This is a genomic window from Parasedimentitalea huanghaiensis, from assembly GCF_009753675.1.
Taxonomy (GTDB): domain Bacteria; phylum Pseudomonadota; class Alphaproteobacteria; order Rhodobacterales; family Rhodobacteraceae; genus Parasedimentitalea; species Parasedimentitalea huanghaiensis.
The window spans coordinates 15438-36704 of sequence record NZ_WQLV01000008.1 but is presented as its reverse complement, the minus strand read 5'-3'; the positions used below and the strand labels follow the sequence as shown (position 1 = coordinate 36704).

Annotated in this window: 24 protein-coding genes; all 24 read right to left on the bottom strand. The window is 58.2% G+C overall.

Features of this window, described 5'->3' with window-relative positions; all coding sequences use genetic code 11:
• Positions 1-7 precede the first annotated feature (7 nt).
• The 24 genes from GO984_RS13665 to GO984_RS13555 all read right to left on the bottom strand — a co-directional run bounded on the left by GO984_RS13665 (position 8) and on the right by GO984_RS13555 (position 21265).
• Complete coding sequence (locus GO984_RS13665) at positions 8-574, bottom strand: DUF4376 domain-containing protein (protein ID WP_157023086.1); 567 nt, start codon at positions 572-574, stop codon at positions 8-10.
• A gap of 10 nt (positions 575-584) precedes the next feature.
• A complete protein-coding gene (locus GO984_RS13660) occupies positions 585-4508 on the bottom strand; it encodes a phage tail protein (RefSeq protein ID WP_157023085.1) in 3924 nt (1307 codons plus the stop codon).
• Positions 4505-4915, bottom strand: a complete 411-nt coding sequence (locus tag GO984_RS13655; RefSeq protein ID WP_157023084.1) for a DUF6950 family protein — start codon at positions 4913-4915, stop codon at positions 4505-4507. The genes GO984_RS13660 and GO984_RS13655 overlap by 4 nt, the downstream gene beginning before the upstream one ends.
• Positions 4912-5505: a hypothetical protein gene (locus tag GO984_RS13650; protein ID WP_157023083.1), complete on the bottom strand. Its 594-nt coding sequence runs from the start codon at positions 5503-5505 to the stop codon at positions 4912-4914. Before GO984_RS13650 ends, GO984_RS13655 begins: the two co-directional genes overlap by 4 nt.
• 4 nt (positions 5506-5509) lie before the next feature.
• Positions 5510-6160 carry a hypothetical protein gene (locus tag GO984_RS13645; RefSeq protein ID WP_157023082.1) on the bottom strand — a complete coding sequence of 217 codons (651 nt, stop codon included), beginning with the start codon at positions 6158-6160 and terminating at the stop codon, positions 5510-5512.
• Positions 6160-8568, bottom strand: coding sequence for a phage tail length tape measure family protein (locus GO984_RS13640; RefSeq protein WP_157023081.1), 2409 nt, complete (start codon positions 8566-8568; stop codon positions 6160-6162). The genes GO984_RS13645 and GO984_RS13640 overlap by 1 nt, the downstream gene beginning before the upstream one ends.
• Position 8569: 1 nt before the next feature.
• Positions 8570-8821, bottom strand: coding sequence for a DUF1799 domain-containing protein (locus tag GO984_RS13635; RefSeq protein WP_167740338.1), 252 nt, complete (start codon positions 8819-8821; stop codon positions 8570-8572).
• A 92-nt stretch (positions 8822-8913) separates the two neighbouring features.
• A complete protein-coding gene (locus GO984_RS13630) occupies positions 8914-9243 on the bottom strand; it encodes a hypothetical protein (RefSeq protein WP_157023079.1) in 330 nt (109 codons plus the stop codon).
• Positions 9244-9262: 19 nt separating this feature from the next.
• Positions 9263-10198 (bottom strand): phage tail tube protein, encoded by a 936-nt coding sequence (locus tag GO984_RS13625; RefSeq protein WP_157023078.1) that lies wholly within the window; start codon positions 10196-10198, stop codon positions 9263-9265.
• Positions 10199-10348, bottom strand: a complete 150-nt coding sequence (locus GO984_RS23370; protein ID WP_167740337.1) for a hypothetical protein — start codon at positions 10346-10348, stop codon at positions 10199-10201. It lies immediately after the preceding gene.
• Positions 10345-10773 (bottom strand): phage tail terminator protein, encoded by a 429-nt coding sequence (locus GO984_RS13620; protein ID WP_157023077.1) that lies wholly within the window; start codon positions 10771-10773, stop codon positions 10345-10347. The genes GO984_RS23370 and GO984_RS13620 overlap by 4 nt, the downstream gene beginning before the upstream one ends.
• Positions 10773-11201 (bottom strand): gp436 family protein, encoded by a 429-nt coding sequence (locus tag GO984_RS13615; RefSeq protein WP_157023076.1) that lies wholly within the window; start codon positions 11199-11201, stop codon positions 10773-10775. Before GO984_RS13615 ends, GO984_RS13620 begins: the two co-directional genes overlap by 1 nt.
• Positions 11202-11271: 70 nt before the next feature.
• Complete coding sequence (locus tag GO984_RS13610) at positions 11272-11559, bottom strand: hypothetical protein (RefSeq protein WP_157023075.1); 288 nt, start codon at positions 11557-11559, stop codon at positions 11272-11274.
• Positions 11560-11571: 12 nt separating this feature from the next.
• Positions 11572-12462 (bottom strand): Mu-like prophage major head subunit gpT family protein, encoded by an 891-nt coding sequence (locus GO984_RS13605; RefSeq protein ID WP_157023074.1) that lies wholly within the window; start codon positions 12460-12462, stop codon positions 11572-11574.
• A gap of 12 nt (positions 12463-12474) precedes the next feature.
• Complete coding sequence (locus GO984_RS13600) at positions 12475-12906, bottom strand: hypothetical protein (protein WP_157023073.1); 432 nt, start codon at positions 12904-12906, stop codon at positions 12475-12477.
• The gene (locus GO984_RS13595; protein WP_157023072.1) at positions 12906-13967 is read right to left on the bottom strand and encodes a phage protease; all 1062 of its coding nucleotides are present in this window, start codon (positions 13965-13967) and stop codon (positions 12906-12908) included. Before GO984_RS13595 ends, GO984_RS13600 begins: the two co-directional genes overlap by 1 nt.
• 104 nt (positions 13968-14071) lie before the next feature.
• Positions 14072-14533: a phage virion morphogenesis protein gene (locus GO984_RS13590; RefSeq protein ID WP_157023071.1), complete on the bottom strand. Its 462-nt coding sequence runs from the start codon at positions 14531-14533 to the stop codon at positions 14072-14074.
• Positions 14534-14593: 60 nt separating this feature from the next.
• Positions 14594-15301: a hypothetical protein gene (locus GO984_RS13585; RefSeq protein ID WP_157023070.1), complete on the bottom strand. Its 708-nt coding sequence runs from the start codon at positions 15299-15301 to the stop codon at positions 14594-14596.
• Positions 15301-15747 carry a hypothetical protein gene (locus tag GO984_RS13580; RefSeq protein ID WP_167740336.1) on the bottom strand — a complete coding sequence of 149 codons (447 nt, stop codon included), beginning with the start codon at positions 15745-15747 and terminating at the stop codon, positions 15301-15303. Before GO984_RS13580 ends, GO984_RS13585 begins: the two co-directional genes overlap by 1 nt.
• Positions 15748-15914: 167 nt before the next feature.
• Entirely contained in the window at positions 15915-17153 is a 1239-nt protein-coding gene (locus tag GO984_RS13575; RefSeq protein WP_167740335.1) for a phage minor head protein, read from the bottom strand.
• On the bottom strand, positions 17146-18792 hold the full coding sequence (locus tag GO984_RS13570) for a phage portal protein family protein (RefSeq protein WP_167740334.1): 1647 nt from the start codon (positions 18790-18792) through the stop codon (positions 17146-17148). Before GO984_RS13570 ends, GO984_RS13575 begins: the two co-directional genes overlap by 8 nt.
• Entirely contained in the window at positions 18792-20492 is a 1701-nt protein-coding gene (locus tag GO984_RS13565) for a terminase large subunit domain-containing protein (protein WP_157023066.1), read from the bottom strand. The genes GO984_RS13570 and GO984_RS13565 overlap by 1 nt, the downstream gene beginning before the upstream one ends.
• Before the next feature lie 3 nt (positions 20493-20495).
• The gene (locus GO984_RS13560; RefSeq protein WP_157023065.1) at positions 20496-20711 is read right to left on the bottom strand and encodes a hypothetical protein; all 216 of its coding nucleotides are present in this window, start codon (positions 20709-20711) and stop codon (positions 20496-20498) included.
• Positions 20708-21265 carry a phage protein Gp27 family protein gene (locus GO984_RS13555; RefSeq protein WP_157023064.1) on the bottom strand — a complete coding sequence of 186 codons (558 nt, stop codon included), beginning with the start codon at positions 21263-21265 and terminating at the stop codon, positions 20708-20710. The genes GO984_RS13560 and GO984_RS13555 overlap by 4 nt, the downstream gene beginning before the upstream one ends.
• Positions 21266-21267: the final 2 nt, after the last annotated feature.

Below are 21267 nucleotides of genomic sequence, written 5' to 3'. Positions count from 1 at the left end.
TGTCGGTTCAGGTGGCAGCGGGTGGCGTTTGAGCCGGCCAATGAAAGTCGGCGTCAAAGTCGGTTGGGATGGGGTCGATATTCTTCAGGGCGCGGGCGGCAAAGACATGCACCCGGACGTGTTCAGCCGCCGCTGCGCCAAAGGCAAAAACGCTCTGTGCATCCATTGGCACGAGTACGTTGTCGCGGGTGAGCCAGGCAAAATCATCAGCGGCACCATGCCAACGCAAATTGCCTGCAAGAGCGCCTTGGGTCATGGCTCCTAGGGCAAGGGATGCAGCGCCGGATATGTTTTGGCGGGAGGCTGCATCGCAGTCAAAAACATGGCCCCCAAACGTAAAACCGGCCTCTATTCGGGCGTCCCGTTCTGCAGTGACCTGGTCACCTGTGATCGCCGGGGCGGTGTAGACAAGAGTGCCGGTTCCAGCATCCAGTTTCCAACCCTCCGCGGACTGCATCGGGTGGCCATCTTCCAGCAGGTAGTAAGGCGGAACCAGCATGTGTTCCATGCAGGTCACCACGCCGGTCACGTCATTTGTTTCAGGGTCGATCTGGGCGGCTCTGACGGGTTTCATATCTGGGGCCTCACATCGGATAAAACATGTAGTTGATTGTGTAGGTGGCAGTGTGGCTGGCGTCGTAGGTCGGGCGCTGGTTTGAGATAACCGTCATCGCGTGGTGGACGTTGCGGACGCCCGGAGTGGAAGCGCCGGGGGCCGGTGTTACCTTGAAGAAAGGCGGCACAACATCGAGCAACCAGAGGCCCGTTCTGGGCAGTAGATCCGGGAAGGATCCTGCGACTCCAGCGGTCACGGTAAAACTGCCAATTGCGGAGGGTTCCGTGGCCAGTGGTCGGGCCGCGATCAACCTGTCTCCAGAGTGCGTGTAGGTAACGACACCAGCAATACCCGGAGTGCCATCGCCACCGCCTGCGCCCGCACCGCCCGCGCCGCCCAGGCCAATCGTGATGACCAGTTTGGGCGCAGAGAGACCTGATACATCAATGTCAAGGACGTTCAGGGATTGGCCCGCATTGCCATGGCTACCCGGTAGCCCATAGTCCCACCCGTCATCATAGTCTGCCCCCCGGCTACCACCTGCGCCGCCGTCGCCTTTGGGACTGTTTGGCGAAATTCTGGAACTGCCCCCGCCACCATTTGCGGTGTAGGTCTCAACCGTGGTGGACCCATCTTTCAGGATCACCACAGTATTGCCACCGATGCCGCCGGGATAGCCAACACCAGGCAAGCCACCGCCTTGTCCGCCGCTGCCGCCGCCCTGCAGGGTCAGAGACAGCGTTTCGGTTCCGGTGGGGAGCGTCACAGTTTGCCCGGTGGTGATACTGGTTGTGTTTTGCGTTGCAGCGCCAATTTTAAAGTCGGCGTTGATGATTTCGACCCCGGTTGGCGTGATCCGCAAGGCGCTTTCCTCGCCAGCAGTTGTGCGGCCCGCATAGAGGCCAAACCCGGTGTTGCCGCCGCCTTCATCCGTGCGGCCCATAAACATTCCATCAGCAGGGTCAGCGGTTGAGGTTTTACCCATCTGAAACCCGGCATCGCTGGCGCTAATGACCAGGTAGTCCTCAATGGTCATCTGGGGCACTCTTACCGAGCCATCCAGCAAAATGTGTTCTGCAGCCATGCGGGCAACGGAGACCGCGCCGGACGATCCGTCGGCGGCGGTCAGATCCAACAGAGAAACAGAACCGCCCGCCTGGGCGCGGATCAGATAGCCCGCGCTGGCGTTGCCTTGTAGGTCAACAAGAGCGGTCTGCGCGACATAGGAGGAGGCGCTTCTGCTAACCACATGATAATCAAACCGGTGAATGCGGGCAGAGTGATCAACCTCGCCTTTGGAAGATCCGTTCACATTGCCTTGAATATAGATCCGCAATTCGTCCAAGCCGCCCGGCACATAATCGACCGGACGAGTGGCGAGGCCTTGTACCCGCTGAACCACTCCAAGTTCATCAGAAATAAGGTCCTTCAGATAGAATGAATGTGACTTGTTTACGCCGCCGGTCCCGCCCTGCCAGGTTGCAAGAATCCGGGCTGACCCCCAAGACCCAGAGATCAGCTCAACCTCAATATCTATTTCTACGGCTTCAACGTCTGAACCGATCAGCCCGTTGACCGCGCTGTCTGATGACTTCTGGTAGATGTAGGGCCGGGACTGCGACAGCTCAGAACCCGTGCCATACTCGATACAAGCGCCGTATTTACCGCCAGTGGCATAGCGATAGATCGAAGAGCCATAGCCACTCAGCCAAACATAAGACGCAGGCGCAGCGGTTGGGTTGCTTTCAGGCTCAACAAAAATGGGATTTGGGTTGCCGCCACCGCCCAGAAGCCGTGCGGACACGTCACGGGCAAGGAGCGCCCCGGCCATCGCATCCTCAGCGCCACCACGCGCCAAGACTGCGCCGGTCTTGCTTGTGCTGGCGCTGAGCGCGTCTTCGGCTGCGTTGTCGGCAGCGGTCTGCGTTTGCTGATACTCAATTTCCAGCTCACCTAGATTGTCCCCAGTAAAGCCAGCGATCAGCGCGTTGTGGGCATCGCGCACCGCTGTAGCCAGCGCAAGGTCGGCTCGCACTTCATCGCTCAGGCCTTGGGGACCTAAGCGAATGTCAGGCGTTGTGACTGGAAGCCACGCCGACCAGGAGGTCTCCCGTGTGGTAGAGAGCGCCTTTGCACGCACCTGATAGTTATGCCCCGGCTGGACCGGCTCTAGGAGAAGTTGCCCCCGCGCGAGATCAGTTGTGCTGGCAGACAGGTAGTTTTCGGTGGTGTCAGTGAGCCGGGCTTCAAAAGAAACACCATCAGCAACACCCTCTATGCTCGTTGACCAGGTGACCCCGATTGCCGGTCCCAGATCTGTTCCAGAGCTATCTTGTTGACTGACACCGGCCACAGCAAAGCCCGGAACGCCCGCATCTATGACGACACCCGGCGCAGTCACGCGGGGAACGTCTGGCAGTTCCAGGCTCGGATCTGGATCAAAATCAGAGGGATCACTTTCGCGAACACTGGCCGTAATGTTCAGGGTGCGCAGGTCATAGGCAACCTCGGCAATCCGAAACAGTTTGGCGTCATAGTCGTTCCACTCAGAGGTCCATTCCAATGATTGCAACGGCTGCAGACCAAAGAAGGAAATCGCCAACGGTACCTTGTGGCTGACAAACTGGCGGTTCTCATTCAGCAAGGCCTGGCCGACCTGCCTGGCTTGTTCGGGCGAGGCTACCATGGGCAGCTTCAGCTCAAACAGCCGCTCGCCGCCGTCGTCTGCTTCCCACTGCGGGTTGGTAATGGTTTCAAGCGTTGCGGGGTTCCACAGCGCATTGGGCGAGGGGTGAGAGATCGTTACTGCGTTGAAGGTCTGCTTGATCGTTGGAAATGGGTTTTTGTGCCAGGCCTCGGACACAAGGAGATCATCATCGGTGATTTGCACCACAGGCCCAGAGCCTGCGCCCACTTGCGGATACCAATAGCCGCCCAGTTCGAAAATCTCTGCATTGGCCGAGGAAAACACCTCTTCCAGAAAGTCTGCAGGCTCCTCTTCAAAACGGATTTCAAAGCCGATTTGAAACTGGGGCCGGGGGGGCGTACCGACGCCCAGATCGCAAGCGTCCATTGCCAGCATCCAATGGGCGGCTGGCAGATCTTCAGCCGGATAACCGCCGCCCCAGACGCTGCCACAGGGCAGGGTGATGCCCCGCATAACCTGATAGGCAATCACCATGGCATTGGTGGACGGAGCCCATGTGGCCGGATCGTCCCAACGGTGCGCGCCGCTACCGCCTGCGCTACTGTCCAGGCGCAGGTCGTAAAAGCGCGGCCCGTTCAGTTCAAACCTGTAGTCGGGTTCGCCGTGCGGGTAGACGCGGTCCATTCGGTCAAAGGTGAGAATGGCATAGGGCAGGCCGGTCAGAATGTGGTCATTGGTCCAGGGGCGGAGCGCGTCCGCTCCGTAGGCTTGCACAAGGTAGGGATCGGCAGTTGTTTGGGAGCCGTCATAAAACCGAACCCAGCCCCGTTCGGTTGCCCCGTCCTTTTTGGAGAGGATCGGCAAGCCAAAGTTTGGATGTTCAACGGCCCCAAGATCGGAATAGTCGCCATCAATGATGAGCCGGTTCAAGGTCGCACCGGGGAGGTCGCCGACCTCAACGATATGTGTCAAATATCGGCCATTGCTGCCGTGGCTGTTCTTGTAAACCAGATGGCCTGCAGTGGCATATAGGCCAATCACAGAGCCCTGCGGGTCCACCCCGCCCGTCGTTGTATGTGTTGTCTGCAGGCCGGGCTGTCGCTGCTTGCGTTGGCTGAGCTTGTTGACAAGAAGGGAAATCCCCACTTTCACCAATGACCGCAGGGCCGCCGCCGCAAGGGCTTTGATGGTGAGGCCTGCCTTAAAGGCAGTGCCAATCGCAGCCAAAATGGCAGAGATAGGATCTGCCGCTGCAGGTTCTGCGCAGATCAGCAATAGAACAAGGGCTGTTAGCAGTAGGTTCATGGGCGAAACACCCGGTCAGCGCGTGCTAGCGACACATAGTCGAGCCCTTTCAGAGACAGGACATGGATTTGCGGCCCGCCAATAATGCCCAGAGCGGTGTGGCCGTCTTCGGTCATGGCAGCAATGTCGCCAACCTTTGACTGAGCCCAGCCGGGGATCTCGGTCAAATGGGCGGCAGCCAGATCTGCCAGGTCTGGGAACCCAGCCAAACGCAACAGATCGCGGCCTTCATCAAAGGACTTGTACTGGGCGTTCCAGCGGGTGGTCAGATCTGTTCCGGTGCAGACCTGAACCCAACCAGCGGCAAAGAAGGCGCAGTCAAAGGCACCAGGACGCATCCGGTAGGGCCGGGCACGGATAGCGCGCAGATAGGCGAGCAGGTCACTTGCCCGATTTGTTTTGGTCATCCCCACCGGCCTCTCCATTCGCCTGCTGTATCGACAATTTCTCGGCCCCGGTCGGCTGGGTTGCGGCGCTGCAGCTCGGCGCTGGATCGCTTCAAAGGCAAACCAAGGGTTAGGCTGCGGGCGGATGTGACCAGGACAAGCTCGGTGCGACTTTCACCACCTTTGCGGCCCAGCTCCTCTGGGGCCTCATTCAACAGCCCTTTGAACATCCGCACTGGTTCGGCCAGGGGATTGCCGCTGTCGATGTCGAGCGGGCAGGAATGGATTTCCACCTTTGCCTGGCGCGGTTCAAACTGGCGAATGAGCGTTTTGACTTCGTCCGTAAGCGGGGGCAGCGACACCCGGTAGTGACGCACCTGAAACCCTGTTTTTGCGATGATGGGCGGTACATCAATGACGTTTCCCGCCCCAAAATAGGTGCGGATCTCGCCACCGATTAGAAACTCCTGGTGATCGTCCCCGGTCCAGAAGCCGATGGTTTCCGGCGCGCCTGTGTCGCGGTTCTTGGCAATGATCCACAGCAGCACTTGGGCGTCGGTTCCGCGACGCTCGTCAAGTTGCTGTTGTACGGCTGGGGCAATCGTCGGCATCGCGTTACCTCAAGGTCTGGGTCCAGTCAAAAGACCCGCCTTCGCTGATGGTGGAACGGCTGGCGCCATAATCGGCACCGGTGATTTTTGCCTTCAGAACCGGGTCGCCCAATGTCACCACTGCATCCACAGCGGCACCGGGTCGGATGAACGGGCGGACTTCGATGTTTGGTGTGACGCCAAGACCATCGGCTGTGCCGCCGGTCGCCACGCGGTGAAAAGCGTATCGAACCGGATTGCTTCCGTAGGTGAAGCCCAGCAGATCGCCCTGAGAGATCACGTAGCCAGAGGGCAGGCCCTTGAGTGTCAGTTCCCGGTTGTTTGGGTCCAGGCTTCTGATTTGGGGAACTGCAGGCCCGAGTATGCTTTTGTCCGGGTCGGCAATTGGACCCGGCAGGCGCACGTCCCATAACAGCAATGAGGCTCCGGGCTCTTCCAGCAGTGCCAGGCGCGATTCAATGGCGGCCCAGATTGCGTGGCTGTCCTTGTCCAGGATGATCTTGCCCTGCCAAAGGCGCGACCCGCGTTTATGGGTGATAAGTTCGCCGCCCCCGGTCTCAGAATAGGTTGCTGAGTTTGCGAGCTGAAACGTCACCTTCTGAATGGGCAGCGTGTCAAAAAACTCGTTTAGGGGCAGGGGCCAGGTGAGCGCCATTATCCAATCCTCCGGGGATCATCCAAAGTGCGTTTGACGGTTTCCGGGGCGACGTTCTGGTCGTAGTCCTCAATTGCCTCAACGACGACGCCGTGGGTTTGTTCTTCAACGGCCACCTTGAAGAGAGGGCTTGGCTGGATACGCAGCAGGACGGTTGGTTGTCCTGGAGCCGAACCGCCCAAACCGCTTCGCGATCCCAGTGGGGTTGCGATGGTGCCGCCGTCTGCCAGACCGGGGATATCGACGCCGTCGTTCATGGCCTGCAGCAGGGGGCGGAACTGGCGGGTGGCCTTGGCCGTGACAACGGTTTCACCGGGCGACAACCAGGCAGGGACCTTGTCGTCTTTGTTGCCGCCAGCGCCATAAACCGTGCCGCCGTCAGCCAGGCCAATGCCGCCTAGGGCAATGCCGATCAGGCCGCCAGTGTCACCGCCTAAACCAAACATATCAGCCCAGGGGCCATCGCCCAGAAGTGCGGCTTGCAGAGCCGCCGCAAGGATAGCCGCCTCAACCTGTTTCCAAGCTTCTGCAGCCTGATCACCGCCTGCGGCCATTCCTTCAGCCAGGGTTTGGATATTGCTGCCAAGAAACTCTGCCGCCTGATTTGTGAGTTCGACGGCCTGTTGCTCGTTAAGGCGCTCGCGAATGAGCGCTTCTACGGCTTCGCGCTCTGCATCAGTGGCGTTTTTCAGGATGTCGCGGACGCGGGCCATTTCCTGCATGACGGGATCTGTTTCGCGCAGGATTTCCAGCCGCTCGCGTTCACGGGCAATCAGGCGTTCAATGGCCTCGCGTTCCGCATTGATTTGACTTGCGCCACCGCCACCTTTTCGAGGCTTGCGGGGCGTTGACCTACTGGTGCTGTAGCCGCCGGTCCAGACGCCGGGTTGGTTGTTTTGCGGTGCGCGGGGATCGCCCGCCTCATAGCCTTGGGTGGTATCCTCATTGTGTCCGGGCTGACCCATCCCAAGGCCTGCCAGTTTCCCGGCCAGCTCCACTGAGACGCCTAAGCGATCCACCAGTCGTGCGGCTGCTTCAGCAGCGCCGTTGACACCGGGTGTCATATCCAGATCGGCCAGGCGCTGGCCTTCCTCAAAAGCTGCGCGCAGCTCGTCCTTCAGACCCTCAGAGACCTTCAGGGTTGCCAGCGTTTCTTCATAGGCAGCCCGTTCAGCCTGTTGGCGCACAAGGGTTGCTTGGGTGCTTTCGCGGCCAAACTGGAGCTCCGCCTGGCGCACATCGGCTTCGCGCTGCATTTGGGCCAGCATGTTGCGGGCGTTGGTTTCGATTTTAACCCGCTCACTCAGATATCCCTTGGCCGAGGCGGTCATGCTGGACCACAGATCGGTGCCGGTTTTCTTTAGCTCCTGCCAAGGCTCCTGCAGGCGACCTGCGAAGATCTCCAGATTGCGGATTAATCCTGCCAGACCATCATAGAATTCCCGTTGTTGGACGTTGAGGTTTTCCAAGCCGCCCGAGGCGTCCAGAAGCATGTCGCGCACATCTAAGGCGGCTTGCAGCTTGGTGGCGGGTTCTTCTGAACTTTGCAGAATTTCTAGGTTTCTGGCGAACTCTGCGCCGGTTTCACGGGCAGATCGTCGGATCGAATTCAGGCCTAAGAAATCTTGCGCGGCTGCAGAGTTGCCGCGTTCGTCCCACCAAGCCAGTTCGAGGACCAGGTTGCGGACGCTAGCCGCCGTCGCGTCTAACTGTTGCGATGCATCATATTTAGCCAGGGCTGCCATATCAGCGAGGACCAGGCGCAGGGCCGGGGACGCGGTTCCAAACTCTGCCAGCATATCAGCGGAGCTTTGGCGGGCCGAGCGTGACTTTTCGGCAAAGACGTCAATGGCATCCGCCACCGATTGGATCGCCTCTTCCAGAGTTTCGGCGTCCTCGTCCGCGCCGGTCAGCCAGTTGGACATAGCAGCGGCGGCGGCGATGGACCCAATGGTGATAATGCTGATGGGGCTAATCATGCCCAAAAAACCGGCCTTGAGTGATTGAACCGCTCCGGCAGCCCCCATCGGCCCAATGACCTGGCTAATCTGTGTACCCTGTTGAATGGCGAGTTGTAGCGGGTTTTGACCGGCTGCCATCATCACGCCGATATCGTTAAACTGGGCTGTTAGGTTGCCAACCTGGCCCGCTGCAGCCCGGTGTGAATTGCCCATCGTCATCGCCTCGCGGGCGACGGATTGTTCGGCAACAGAAAGGGCCTTTGCTTTTGCTGCCGCTGATGAGGAGGCTGCCCCCAGTTTACGGGTTGTTGCGGTTGCTTTGGCTTCGGCTGCGTTGACGGCTGCGGTTGCAGTTTTGACACCGTCTTTGGCGGCTTTGACTTCCTTCAGCTCAGAAACGGCCTGAGCGCCGTCGAGCAGAACCTTTCCTGAGACAACAAACGACATGTCAGTTTCCGTTCCATTCGGCGAGCGCGCCGCGTTCGATCATCTGAACCTGGGCAAACAAATCCGGGGTCATATCCACCCCGGCCAGTTGCCAGGCAGCCTGTGCGCCTGGGTAGTTCAGCCCAGTCACTCGAATTGAGCTGTCGGGCATTGCCAGGCGGGTGAACTGGGTGGTCACATCCAAGAAGGCCTGCACCGCGTCGGAATTGGCGGGCCAAACACCGAGCTCTCGCTTGGGGCGGATATCGTCCAAAGGGATGCCCAGGAGTTCGCAGTCGGTCTTGTCTTCATCGCTGGGCCCCGCATCGAGGAGCGCGCCCTGTACCCAAGCGCGCCCGGCCCAGATCAGTTTCCCACCGATTCCTGGACCTGCGCCAAAGTGTAGGTTTTGAGCAGTGCCACACGCACATAGGGCAGGCTCAACAGGCCTTCGCGGATCTCGTCACTGAAAGCCACCGGCTCGTTCTTCTCATCAACCAGCTCGTCCGCAGAGATCATTGCTTCGCGCAGAAACGCTTTGATGCCGTCGATGTCGGACCAGTTCAGCCCTTCTGATTTGTCATCAGAGAGAACTTGAAAATTGGCTTTAAAGCTCTGTTCAACATGGCTGTCACCGTCAGGGACTTGGACCTTAACGGTGCGGGTGAACTTGGGAATTGTGACGACATTGAACATGGGGTGGGCTCCGGTGCGTTTAAGTAAGGGTCAGCGACCACTGGTCATTCAGCGAGGCGGCGCGGGGGATCAGGCGCAGGGGCCATTCCTTGATGTTTTGGGACTGGCTGATATTGGGGCGCTGCATTTGCGCCGTCGCGAGATCCAGCGTGGCAATGCGGCCGGCCGTGGTGCCATGCACCAATTGGACCGGGACTTTCTCCATATTCAGCGCCATGGTGAAGGGATCGAAGGCGGTTAGGGGCTGGGCTTCAACGGTGGTTTCAAACAGCTCTGATTTGTCGGTGATCAGAACGCGATCGGAGCCGACCAGGAAGCGCGGTTCAACCTTGTTGCCCAGAGCCAGTTTGGCCGATTTCATCACAAACGGCGTCGCGTCGATGGTGAAAACCGGGGTGTTCTTGTGCGAGACGATTGTGGGCTCTGTCCAGCTTGAGAGGTCAACAACTGGGGGCGCGACCTCCGTTGGGATCGTAAACAACCCAGTGAATTCAAACTTGATCTTGGGCGTGGCCTGGGCGCTCAAGTCAAACTCTGCTTTGCCCCGCGCGCCAAGAATGACATATCGGGTTCCACCAATCGCCAGATGGAAGGTGCCGCTTTCAAAGCCCTCGCTAATAGGCGTGTAGGCGACGGATGTTGCGGCGGTAATAGTTTCTGCAACGCCACAAGCGCGCAGCAATGGCCCCCAGGCGGGGGCGGTCCCGGCAGCACCTGAGGCGCTGAGATCCACAGTGAAGCTGATAGCCGCGTGTAGGTCGGTTGGAATGGTGCCGTTTGCGCTCATGCCCGGCTGTTCCAGGTCGCGCTCCTGGTCTTGGCCTTCCATTGGCTTCAGGGTCACGTCCATTCCAAGAATAGCGTTTGCAGCGCCGGTGGGGCCGGGATCGACGCCATAGGTGCCTTCCAGGCCAAACAGGAAGCGTTTGTCACGCCAGAAAATTGGGGCTGCCATTTACTTGGCCTCCTTCTTGGGGCTGGGTGCCGGGGTTGGTTTCGCAGACTTTTGAACCGGATCGGCGGCGGGCTTTACGGCCTGCTTCAGACCGCCGTCGGGTTGGCGCACAAAGCTGCCGCCGCCCTGGGGGAGTTTCTGTTTGCTCATGACGGGGTCCTCACATGGTCGATGATTGAAAAGTCGATCTGGTACACAAGGCGGCCCTGGTGCAGGGAAACGAGCTTGCCGCGATCTGCCTGAAACACCCCGGACACATCCTCCGGAGCCCAGCCAATTAGGGCTTTCACCACTTCGCGGATCAGTGGGTTGATCCGCTTCAGTGCTTTCTGACCGGCCTTGTCATGGGCCGTGGCAATCAGCAGGACGCCGAGCGCCTCATTGAAAGGCTGGCTAAAGACGCCGGTTGCGTCGGCGGGTTTGCCGCCCTTGAACCCGAGCGGCACCACAATGGCGCTGGCGTTTTCTGGCAGGCGTCCGGAGCGCATCAAGTCTGCCAGGTGGGCAACGGTTTCGACGCGGCCCTGCAGGTCCGCAACTTGAGCATTCAGACGGGTTGTGACGGCGTCGAGCATCAGATGAACCCCTTGAGGTTCTGGGCAGTCAGGGGGCGCTCGCGGTCGGTGATCCGTACTCCGGTGCCACCCGAGCCTTTGGGCTCTACGCCTGCGATGGGCAGTCGGATTGTGCCGTTGCCAATGTCGCGAAGGGCGGCAACGGCGGCTTTGTGTTCAGCTTCGATTTTGTCCGATGCTGAATAGATATGCAGCCGATAGATGGCGATTGCCTCGGCCAGATCCTTGATTAGCGGGGGCGTCTCGGCCAGCGGCAAGGCGTAACGGCCCTGCAGATAGCCATTGATCTGGGCAGCAGCGCCCTCAATGGCCTGGTCAACCGTATCTGTGTCTGTAACTCCGGTGGGCGCTTCATCACGATCTGTCAGCTCAATCACCAGGCGTTCGCCGTAGCGGTCGTTAAGTTGCGCAAGCGTGGTGTAGGCCATGGGGCAGGGTCCGGCGAAAAGAGAGGGAGGGAAGGGGTTGGACGGCACCGGATTGGTGCCGTCCTTATGGTCAGGAAACTGAAACCAACAGTTTCGGGTCGTTCTGCAGCGCTTCTAGCTGACCTTTTTTCAGGTCATCCAACGGGATTTCCTGTGGCTTGGACGTAAAGTAGCGACCAACGCGCCAGCGGCCTGTGTGAGGACCGATGACCGTTACCAGTGAGCCTTCTGAGGGCTCGCCCTTGTTGGCTTCGGCTTTTTCCACCAGCGCCGCCAGTTTCTCAGTCGAGATGGTTTTGCCGTGGGACAGCTTCAGCTCAAGGGCGCGGGCCAGGAGGGTTTCACGTTCGGGTGTCATGCCGGTTCTCCCCTACGCCAGCCAGGGAACGACCATCACTTCTGCCGTGCCCTTCCATTCGTTGTCAGACCCGTTGATTTGGTCGTTCTTCATCAAACGGTTGGCTGCGCCTTCCAAAGCAGGAGAAACCACCAACAGGTTGGGCGTAATGCCCAGAGGGCGGCCATAGTCGCCTTTCATGCCCAAGATTGCCGCGCGGGCAGTCTCATAGTGGGCGGCGTCCAGGGCCTGTTTGGAGCCCCAGGCCATCTGCCAGTAGCCAAAGCCAACGTTGGAGCGGCCATCAACGCCGTAGACAAATTCCTTGTTGCTGAAGACCTGTGGGTTGGTGGGATCGTCTAGGGCAACAAACTGAGGCTTTTCACGCTCTTGGTAGATGATCGGCTTCAGCGCCCGGTTGGTGGCCAGCAGGTACCAGGACGCCCCGGCACCGCCGTCGGTATTGGCGATGGTGGTTTTCTCGCCGTGCTCGTCCAGGACAGGGTGGTCGGTGTCGAAGAAGTTTTGGCCGTCGTAGCACTCAGTTGTGAACCCGTTTTTCAGCAGGCTGAACACAAGCTGGTCAGGGTGTGCTTTGGTCGAGCGGCCCATTTCTTCGAACATCGGAGCAAAGATGCCCAGCTTGTCGTCCTTGATCGCGTTCTTGCCGACGCCGATTGTCAGCTCGTAGTCCTTGTTTTTAACGGTGTAGCTATGTTCGGAGATGCCGTGGACGTGACGCTCGCCGACCCATTCGCGCATATTGGGCATTTTGCCCAACCAGCCATATGTTTCTTCGCTGGTTGTGGATGGGACCACAGTCGCAATGCGCTCGTATTGAGAGCTGGCTTGATCCAAACCGCCTTTAAAAGAGGTTTTAAACCCGGCGCGAATGGCCTGAAGGGTAGAGGTTGTAATCTGCATGAGGGGCTCCTGTTAGCCTGCGTTGGTCAGCGCTTCGTCGAAGCGGACCCAGACGCCTTGGGCGTCCACATTGTCGATGAAACCTGCGGGTGAACGGGTGGCACCGCCGTTTGTCTTGGCAACCGTCTGGTCGTCCACGACATAGGCAAGGCTGCCAATATCTGCGGCGGTGACTTCATCCCCTGCAGCCGAGTTGGCGTAGCGGAAGGTGCCGGGCTTGTAAGGGGCGGCCAAATCACTATCCGCACCTAAGCGGTTGTCAGTCTCTGCGGTTGCGCAACCGATGCCGACCAAACCAGCAGCGGTTTGACCCGCAACCAGCAAGCCAGCGGCATTGCGCATGGCAATGGCTCCGACAAAGAGGCGTTCAGCAGCGGCAAGAGGCCCGACGCGGTTGTCACCAACGCTCTCGGGGGTGTTGCGGCCTTTTGTAAGGGCAGTCATCAGGCGTTCCCTTCATCTTTGATAGATGTGGCATAGTCCTCGTCGCTTAAGCCCAACTGGGCGGCCACGGCGGATTGATCCGCATTGAGGGAGACAACACCGTCGGCGGGCTTGGGGGGCAGAAGGGTGGTGCCGGATGTGTTCAGCTTGGGCAGACCGCCGATGATGGCCTCGGTCCCAGAAGGGTCCTTTTGGTGCATCGCGATGTATTGCTCGCGGCTGGCTTTAACCCCGACGCGCATTTCAGAAATTGCCGTATCGACAAAGGTCGTGGCGGCAGAGGTCTGGTTGGCGCTTTGCAGCGCGGTGACCTGACCGGATAGCTCGGCAACGGTGGATTGCAGCGCGACAATCGTGTCGCCATCACCGCTGCTTTGGGCGCTCTTGGCAGCGGCCAGGACGTCGCCACCTTCAGCAACGCCCAGAGCCGTGCCGATGTCTGACAGTTGGGACTGCAACGCGGTGGCTTGGGTTGCGCCTGCGTCTTTCAAGGTGGTCAGGGCTGCCGAAATATCGGCTTCCGAGGCGTCGGCACTAAGCCCCAGCGCCCCGGCCATGTTCTTTTGAAACGACATATCGTCGGTCTCCTGATTAAGAGCGGAAATTTCACGTAGGTTGGGTCGGTTGACGAGGCTGGCCCGCAAGATGCCGGTGACGGTCTTGGAGGTTTTGTTGGGCAGGCCAATGACGGGGGAGAGGTAGCGATAGGCACGCGCCTTCAGGAGGTCGCGGCCTTCTTCAGACCATTCAACCTTGCCCCAGATCCCATCGTCGCGAGCCTGCATTGCGGTGATCCAACCGCGCGACGGGGCAGGGAGCCCTTTGGGAGCGGCAAGGTCAATGGCGTGATTTTCGTCAATTGGCAGCCGGTCAGAATCTGCAAAACTGGCGTCAATAATGTCTTGGGCGTTGGTTACATGGTAGGGGCCCCGCGCGTCATTGGTTTGCACCCGGCCGTCGCTCATAGGCAGCAAATGCACCAAATCCGGCACCTCGCCCTGATTATCGGGCAGGAGCTGGGAATTCAGTGAAACGGTGGTGATTTGTGCAACTTTACTCATGCCGCCATATTCGCAGCGGGGCTAAAATGCAGACACCCACAACAGTTTGCGGGTGCGGGCGTTCATGAGTGTGTTGGGTAAGTTGGCGGGGATTTCCCGCTGGGTCAATCCCGCTGTTGCGCGGCCTCTTCCAGCCATTCGCTCAGCTCGGCGACGATATTGTCCTGGTCCTCGTCAGACATGCCGATAAACGGGCGGGCCGGGATAGCGCCCCAGGGGATCGACGCCCCATTTGACGCTTTGCCAAAGGCCCCCTTGGCTGCGCCGAATTGCATGACGGCGGCTTGAATGGCGTTTGATCCAAATTCAGCGCTGTCCTGGTCGGCGTCGTAAAACAGGGTGTTGCGCATATCGCCCGAAACATTCAGCGGCGCGCCAAATGTCAGCCCCAGCATGGCATAGCGGTCCAGAGTGGTTTGTGAGCGCGGGGCAAAGGGGGTTCCGTCTGGTTGTTCGCCGTCGCGCATCCGGTCCTGGCTGGATTGCACGAGCAGTTCGCCAATGTCCTGCATGATTGGGGACATATCGCCAATAGCCGCCGCCACAGCCGCCAGCAGCGGGTCCAGGGTGTCTGTATTGTACTCTATGGTTGAAATGCGATTAGTCCTTTGTTTTTGTTGGGTGCATCATTTTTTCTTGCAATAATACAATGCTATGAATGGTGGCATGTTCGGATGGCCCTCGCCACTGCCAGAACTCCAGTCATATTCGCTTCCAGAATGTGCTACTCCAATCGGTACGGGATAGGATTTTGCTTGTGCATACCAAGGTAGTTGCTGGCCATTGAGCCCATGCTCTAATCCATGATTGTGGGGAGGCAACTGAGCTACAGTAATTGATACAGATTCCGCGCCACCGGTGGCGCGGGCCTCGTCCGTTTCTTGAACTCCTGCGCGAGCGTCTTGCTCAAAGGTTGGATATATACTTATTGGCAACGGTTCACTTGAGTCGCGCTGAAACCACCTATTGTTGTGGTCTCCGGCTCCTACAATCATACGCCCTCCAGCTGGTTCAAAGAATTCCCAGCCTGCCGGGCATCCCGGCTCCGTCTTCGGGTCAGTATCAAATGCCATAACCGCGCCGACTGGGATGGACGGAACACTGCTGCTGTCTCCTTCTTTCTCCAACTTTTCGATACGCGCCTCAAGAACTAATGCCCGTTCCCTCTCTGTTTGAAGTTCGTTCTGTAGAGCCATGGTTTCCGTTTTAAAGGCTTCAACCTTCTCAAGAATTTCGCGCAATACGGCCGCATTATTTTGACTAACGCTAGGCGTTGCGGCCATTGAAAAAATTGCTGTCAAAGATACCGAAACAAAAAAACGATTAACGGACATTACTTTATCCCTTCTATGGTTTTAAGAATATTTTTTGCCAACTCACATTCTAACTCAGTCAAGTCGTTGCAATCAGGAATAGGTGGGGGTGGTTTACACCAGTCGGTCAAATCGCAAAGCTGCTCCTTGAAATTTGCAGCAAAGCCGACGCCCAAGATTAGCAGTATGAAAGCGGCTGGGATCGGCTTCTCCCGTAACCATTTAATTGCCTTACTGACCCAATCTGTTGGTTCTCGTCGCTTGAACTCCTCTTCGATGAGATAAGCGCGGTCGGCATGATTTTTTTTGAGAGTTTCCTGAAATGTATTCCAATAAAGCTTCAAGTCCTCAAGGTCTTGGTTTTCCAGAAATTGCCGAACGTCTTCAGCGCTCTTCAATTCAATGACAGGCAGATACTGTTTATCAAGGCGGTCTCGAATATCGTTTGGCATGAAAAAATAGCTCATATCTGGATTCGCAATTTCAGCATTCCACAGAACTTTTTTTTCGCCAACTGATTTCAACTATGAATAGATCGACAGTTGATTGCTTCATTGGACATCCTCCCTTTGACTCTGTTCCCAGAGCTCAACGGAAAGAGGTTCTCTGCTTTGCGACCGATTGTTTTCGTATTCTAGTTTGAAACTTGTCTCCCCCACATGTTTTGAACTGCCAGCATGTGGTGTTTTTTGTCTCGGATCTCCATGGCTACTGTGTAGACCTGCGCACCAAATTGCCTGGTGAAGCGCACAATTGGGTGGCCTGCTCGCGTTATGCCAGCGGCTTCAATGCTGTCGGGGCGGTCTAGTAAGCGTGGGAGCAGGGCAAGGTTGTCCTGGTTGATCTGAAACTGCCCGCGCAAGGCCTCAGATACACTGCCATGAGAGCTTAAGAAGTGGCGCACTGCGGAATCGTCCAGTGTGAAGTGGTAGTTCTCCAAATCCCGGCCAGACACTTCGGCGATACGCCTGCGGTGTGATTGGCTTAACCGGCCCATCGTGCGGATCGGGGCCACGCTGCGCCCATCTGCTACAGCGTCGGCATAACGGCGGATATCTTCGTGCAGCGAGTATAAGTTGCGATAGGCGGTGGAATGGGCGTCCTGAGCTGAAGCTGGCAGATCGTCCATATAGGCGCGGGAAATCGAATAGGGCCAGTTGATGGTTTTGCTGGCCATGGTTTGAACCATATCAGAAACGGAACCTGCAGGGGCATGGTCCCAGCCCTCGCCAATACCGTCGAGCCTGCCGGTATTGGGGTTCACCTGGTCCCAGCCGTCCTGCAGGACCTTGGTGGGGTCACCACCGCGCCGAATAGCACCGGCCATACTGCTGGCCCCAACGATCCGACAATTGCAGCCAAACCCATTGGGCGGGAAATGCTTCAGCCAAAATGGATGATCAGACGGCAGGATCAGCCCGTCCCAGGCAAGGTGTTGCAGGCGCGGCTCTGCAGATCCGCCATGGCGGTACACCCAGAATGGAAAATTGCCCTCGCGCAATTGGGCCAGGCGACCGCCCATGTAGGAGGTGCGCATGTTGGTGTGGTAAACCGTGCGCATCCGCCAGGCTTGTCCTGCCTCGGTGTCTTCGCCGGTCCAGCCCGTCCAGCCGCGTTTGGCGACAATGCTTCTGAAATCCTGTTTGAAGGCTTCAAAGCCGGTGCCCTCGGTAATGGATCGATCTACGGCAGCGGCCAGGTCAGCCAGCAGGTCGGCCTTCACAGCACCGGCAACCATAAAGCCCCGGTCGTTGGCGCTTCCGGCCAGGTCATTCCAGGCCGAACTTGGGACTAGGTTGCCAAGTCGAAGCCGAAACGCCGCGACCTGGTGCGGGAAGGGTTTGCGAAGAATGGCCTCAATTGGTTCAGGCACTGGCGTCGTCCTCAAGGGTGGCGCGCCCGCCTGCAAATGATGCCGCGAAAGCCTCCCCCATGACCTTGGCAAGCTCGCCGCTGTTCAGGTCGGGGTAGCCTTCCAGCAGGAATTCGCGGAATTCTTCCATCGTAGTCGCCGCTGCCAGCATGGCCTCAATGCTTTGCAACATGCCGTCCAAAGCCGGGGTTGCGGCTTCAGTAAACTGACCCGTCCAAACAGCGGTAGGGGCCAGAGCGCCTATATCGCCCTGTGAGGCGTTTTCTGACTGTAGAGCGGCATCCACCTGAAAATTCCCGTCGAGGCCCTTAAAACGGTGTTTAAATTTAGTCTCAGAGAGGTTCTGATCCTTTTCGGCGGATGAATTTGGGCTCGTGTCGGGCGATTGCGGGTTTCTACCCAATATTTTCGCCCCCGCCTTTGGAGCTTTGAGTCCAAACTTGGCGCGCACTTCCTCTTGCTCCACTTCAAGCCCCACATCGACCCAAGGCGTAACCGCATCCGTCCAGGCTTTCAGGTCTTCAACTTCTGGTCGGGCAATGATCAGGCGCGGGTAGGTATTCTGAGGGCCATACTCGATATCAATCCAAGGCCGGATCAAATTGCGGTTCAGGATCGCGGCAAGCAACCGAGCGTCTGCGCGCTCGATGTCTTCTTGGACCTCGCGATGTTCCTTGCCAGATCCCATACCGCCGGTCTCTGCATCTGTCGTGGCCGTTTGTCCCAGCACCGCCTTGGAGGTCTGTTTGTCCAGCCAATCGCAACGGCGCTCGTAGTGGTCTGTAGACGAGCCGAGACTTTTGGCTTCGACAAAGTCGATGGACATGCTGTCGGGTACAATCGCTGCACAGTCGCCAGCGATTTCCGCTACTGCCTGGAACAGCTTGTCCTTGTCGTCCTCAGACGCACCCGGCCCATATTTGCCGACACGCAAAGGCTGGCCATAGGTCTGGGTGAATATTGCCCAATCGCGTTGGGTGAAGGCTTTGAACATCCAAGCCCAGGAGGCCACGCGCGCCAGACCGCCGCGCAATGCGAGGCCAGATTTGGCCTGCATCGGTGCATAGATGAACCTGAAAGGCTCTAGGGGCTCTTCCTGGCCGGTGTCAGACAGCATGACCGGCGTTTTGAGGTCGTGACGGTCGAAACGGAACCAACGCGGGTCACGCCACTCTAGCCGCTCGGGGAAGTATTGCCCCATGGACTGGCCCCAAATGATCTCGGTGAAACTGTAGCCTTTGCCTACAGCGTCCAGAATATCAAAGATTTCTGCCGTCAACTCGTCGCGCTTCAGCCAGTTGCGCACCATATCGGCGTGGGACAGTTCTTCTGTGCTATCACCGCCGGGCTCAACCGTCATTTCAAGTTGGCTAACCGCTCGTTTGCGAGTGCCGACAACAGCGAGATAATGCGCGTCGCGCTCTTCAATGGTTTCGGCTAACTCAAGGTAGCGAACCGGGTCTCCAGCGTCGGCGGCGCGCAGGATGTTAGCCAGGCGCTGGGGTTCCAAACCGTCTGCAGGATAGCCAGAGATTGGCGAGCGGACGCTGCCCACCGTAGGCGCCATAATTTCCTTGGTTAGGTTGGCGCGCTGTAGCGGGCGACCAAAAGCGTCATATATTTGGGGTTTCTTAGCCACTAGATACCGCCTCTCAATCCTGAACCCAGTGGGCTTCGCCACCAGTTCTTGCCGTTGTTTTTGATCCGGTTGCGAGCTGCGCGGCCTGCGCCTCCGAGGCCGCTGCCGTTGTGGGGGGTGGTCATGCCGCGATAGTCGTACTCAATGAACCGCATCCGGGAGGCGAAGTGGGCCAGCGCCAACCCGATGGCATAGTCTCCGTGGCGCTTCTTGCCGCTTTTGCCGCCCTTGGCTTTTTCTTTTTCGCGCACATCGGGAACCCGTGGGATGCCCCGAACCACTTTGACCTTGCCCAGATCGGTCAGGTGGTCGTCATCCGGGCCGATTGACAGCGCGTCGTCTTCAAACGCGGTTTTAAGGGGCGGCATATGCAGCCGGTACCATTCCTGGCTAAAGTGAATGGCCCAGATCAGACCGGGGGTGTCTTCGTTCTCGCGCAGACCAAAACGCCGCCCCATGTCCTCGGCCACCGTCCAACCCATGCCGGTGGCGTCAAAAGCAGCCCCCAGCAGTCGCTCTTTCACACAGTCCAGAACATCACCCACAATGGCCTTTTGCTCGTTGCCTGGCACGTTTCGCATTTCAATCGACAAGGCCTCTCGGCGGCGCAGATTTTTCTCCACCATCAGCAGCGGCATCACCGACAAATCGGCCACGCGGGCAAAGTCGAAACCAGCGGCATAGTGCGGGTCCATATCCAAACCAGACAGAACCTTGTCGAGCTTCCTCATAAAGGGGCGCATTTGCTCTGACTGTTGCGCGTCGGTCATGTGTAAATAGTTGTCGGGCAGTTCCAGGCGCAGGACTGGCGCATCTGCGGTCATGCGCGCTTCGATTAGCGGAGCGCTCAACCAGGCCCCGGACCCCGCTTTGGGAATGCAGTGCAATTCTTCGTCGGCGTCGTCGCCGTAAACCGCGTGAATGCCATTTACCCAGGCTTGCTTTGCCTCTTCGGTGTTCGGCTTGCCAGTCACCAGGGCAATGCGCTCATACAGCCCGGCGTCAATTGCGTCGTTGAAGTCAACGCGCAGGACCGTTGCGCTGTCGCCCCGCTCGCCCGCATTGACCTGGCGCACCAGAGCATTGAACGGGTTGGTGTCGCCGTCGTGCGTTGAAATCACCAGAACCTTGCCGCCCCACATCAACAGCGCGTTGGCGGCTTTGAGCATTTCGTCCAGCTCTTCGTGGAAGGCCGCCTCATCGAAGATCACATAGCCCTGACGGCCCCGCAGTGAGCGCGGCTTGCTGGTCAAAGCGACGATCTCAAACCCAGAGGCAAAGTTGATCCTGAAGGCAAGAATGTCGCGATCTTCTTCGCCCTTCTCCTGGTCCTTAAAGAGGAATTCCTGCACCGCACTGGCAGCCGGAATAAACGCCTTGGCCCACATGGCGGCGGTGTCGATAAACTCCCGCGCCATATCGAGATTGAAACCGATGTAGAGCGTGTCCATGCCGCCTGCGGGCTTGGACGCGCCCGAAGTCAGAACCGCGTCCGCAGCAACTGCCCAGGTCATCCCAATTCGGCGGGATTTCTCGCAGACAACAAACTGATAGATGGCGGTCGTTTGTAGCAGTTTGGATTGGTAGGAGAGCAGGACGGCTGGCAAGTCCGTGCTTTCGCTAATGATGTCGGGAACCGCTTGGCGGCTCTGGGCGCGTAGCTCGTCCCATTCTTGATCTGTGAGGGGTTTAGCGGTCATTGCTCACGCCTTTTCCCAACAGCCGCCGCGCATCTCCCGAAACCCGATCAGGTAGGGTTCATCGCGCCACCAGGCCACGGTGCAGGCCTTGTCCAAATGGGTGAACCTGTCGCGGCGGCCAAACAACCAAGCTGCCAACGACTTTCGCATGGATCGCTTGCGCCAGTTGAAATCGCCAACAAGAACAACAGCTCCAAAATTCATGTCTTGGGTGCTCATCGCTTGCCCCCAAACAGAACCTGTTCGCGAATACCCTGGACGGTGTCCTTGGTCATGCCGAGTTGGGTGGCGGCTTTTTCAATGTCGTCAACGGCTGCTTCGCGGGCTTCTTGTGCGACACGGCGGCGCTCATCCTCGCGAAGTTTTTCGCGCATGCCGGCCGATTGCATTAGGTCCTTTAACATCCGAGACAGGTTGGCCAGGCTCTTAGGGTCAAAGTCCTGGTCCTTCTCGGACATGGCTTGCATCATTTGGAAGGCGGCTGTGGCGATCATCTGCATCAGCACTTTGTGCATGTTGCTTTCGCCTTCGATATCCAAGTCAGCCAACATGGTTTCGGCCATGGCAAAGGCGTCGCGCTGGTTCTTTAACAACTTGGAAAATTCGCCAACTGCTGATTTGCCGATGGTGAGTTTTTCGCCGCGTTCCTCAAGCCAGGAATTCAACTCAGCGGTGACGTCTAGGATGTCACCAAAACCACGTTTCATGAGAACTTCCGCAAGGCGTTCGCGAAGCTCATCCGGGACCAGATCCAATTTCTTAGGAGGCGGCATGA

Coding starts and splice junctions, on each gene's coding strand:
- GO984_RS13625 (WP_157023078.1), bottom strand. CDS start 10,198: ATGGCAGCCCCAATTTTCTGGCGTGACAAACGCTTCCTGTTTGGCCTG.
- GO984_RS13665 (WP_157023086.1), bottom strand. CDS start 574: ATGAAACCCGTCAGAGCCGCCCAGATCGACCCTGAAACAAATGACGTG.
- GO984_RS13600 (WP_157023073.1), bottom strand. CDS start 12,906: ATGACTGCCCTTACAAAAGGCCGCAACACCCCCGAGAGCGTTGGTGAC.
- GO984_RS13595 (WP_157023072.1), bottom strand. CDS start 13,967: ATGAGTAAAGTTGCACAAATCACCACCGTTTCACTGAATTCCCAGCTC.
- GO984_RS13645 (WP_157023082.1), bottom strand. CDS start 6,160: ATGGCGCTCACCTGGCCCCTGCCCCTAAACGAGTTTTTTGACACGCTG.
- GO984_RS13630 (WP_157023079.1), bottom strand. CDS start 9,243: ATGTTCAATGTCGTCACAATTCCCAAGTTCACCCGCACCGTTAAGGTC.
- GO984_RS13565 (WP_157023066.1), bottom strand. CDS start 20,492: ATGACCGCTAAACCCCTCACAGATCAAGAATGGGACGAGCTACGCGCC.
- GO984_RS13660 (WP_157023085.1), bottom strand. CDS start 4,508: ATGAACCTACTGCTAACAGCCCTTGTTCTATTGCTGATCTGCGCAGAA.
- GO984_RS23370 (WP_167740337.1), bottom strand. CDS start 10,348: ATGAGCAAACAGAAACTCCCCCAGGGCGGCGGCAGCTTTGTGCGCCAA.
- GO984_RS13580 (WP_167740336.1), bottom strand. CDS start 15,747: ATGAGCTATTTTTTCATGCCAAACGATATTCGAGACCGCCTTGATAAA.
- GO984_RS13605 (WP_157023074.1), bottom strand. CDS start 12,462: ATGCAGATTACAACCTCTACCCTTCAGGCCATTCGCGCCGGGTTTAAA.
- GO984_RS13650 (WP_157023083.1), bottom strand. CDS start 5,505: ATGCCGACGATTGCCCCAGCCGTACAACAGCAACTTGACGAGCGTCGC.
- GO984_RS13620 (WP_157023077.1), bottom strand. CDS start 10,773: ATGCTCGACGCCGTCACAACCCGTCTGAATGCTCAAGTTGCGGACCTG.
- GO984_RS13655 (WP_157023084.1), bottom strand. CDS start 4,915: ATGACCAAAACAAATCGGGCAAGTGACCTGCTCGCCTATCTGCGCGCT.
- GO984_RS13640 (WP_157023081.1), bottom strand. CDS start 8,568: ATGTCGTTTGTTGTCTCAGGAAAGGTTCTGCTCGACGGCGCTCAGGCC.
- GO984_RS13555 (WP_157023064.1), bottom strand. CDS start 21,265: ATGCCGCCTCCTAAGAAATTGGATCTGGTCCCGGATGAGCTTCGCGAA.
- GO984_RS13615 (WP_157023076.1), bottom strand. CDS start 11,201: ATGGCCTACACCACGCTTGCGCAACTTAACGACCGCTACGGCGAACGC.
- GO984_RS13585 (WP_157023070.1), bottom strand. CDS start 15,301: ATGTCCGTTAATCGTTTTTTTGTTTCGGTATCTTTGACAGCAATTTTT.
- GO984_RS13560 (WP_157023065.1), bottom strand. CDS start 20,711: ATGAGCACCCAAGACATGAATTTTGGAGCTGTTGTTCTTGTTGGCGAT.
- GO984_RS13610 (WP_157023075.1), bottom strand. CDS start 11,559: ATGACACCCGAACGTGAAACCCTCCTGGCCCGCGCCCTTGAGCTGAAG.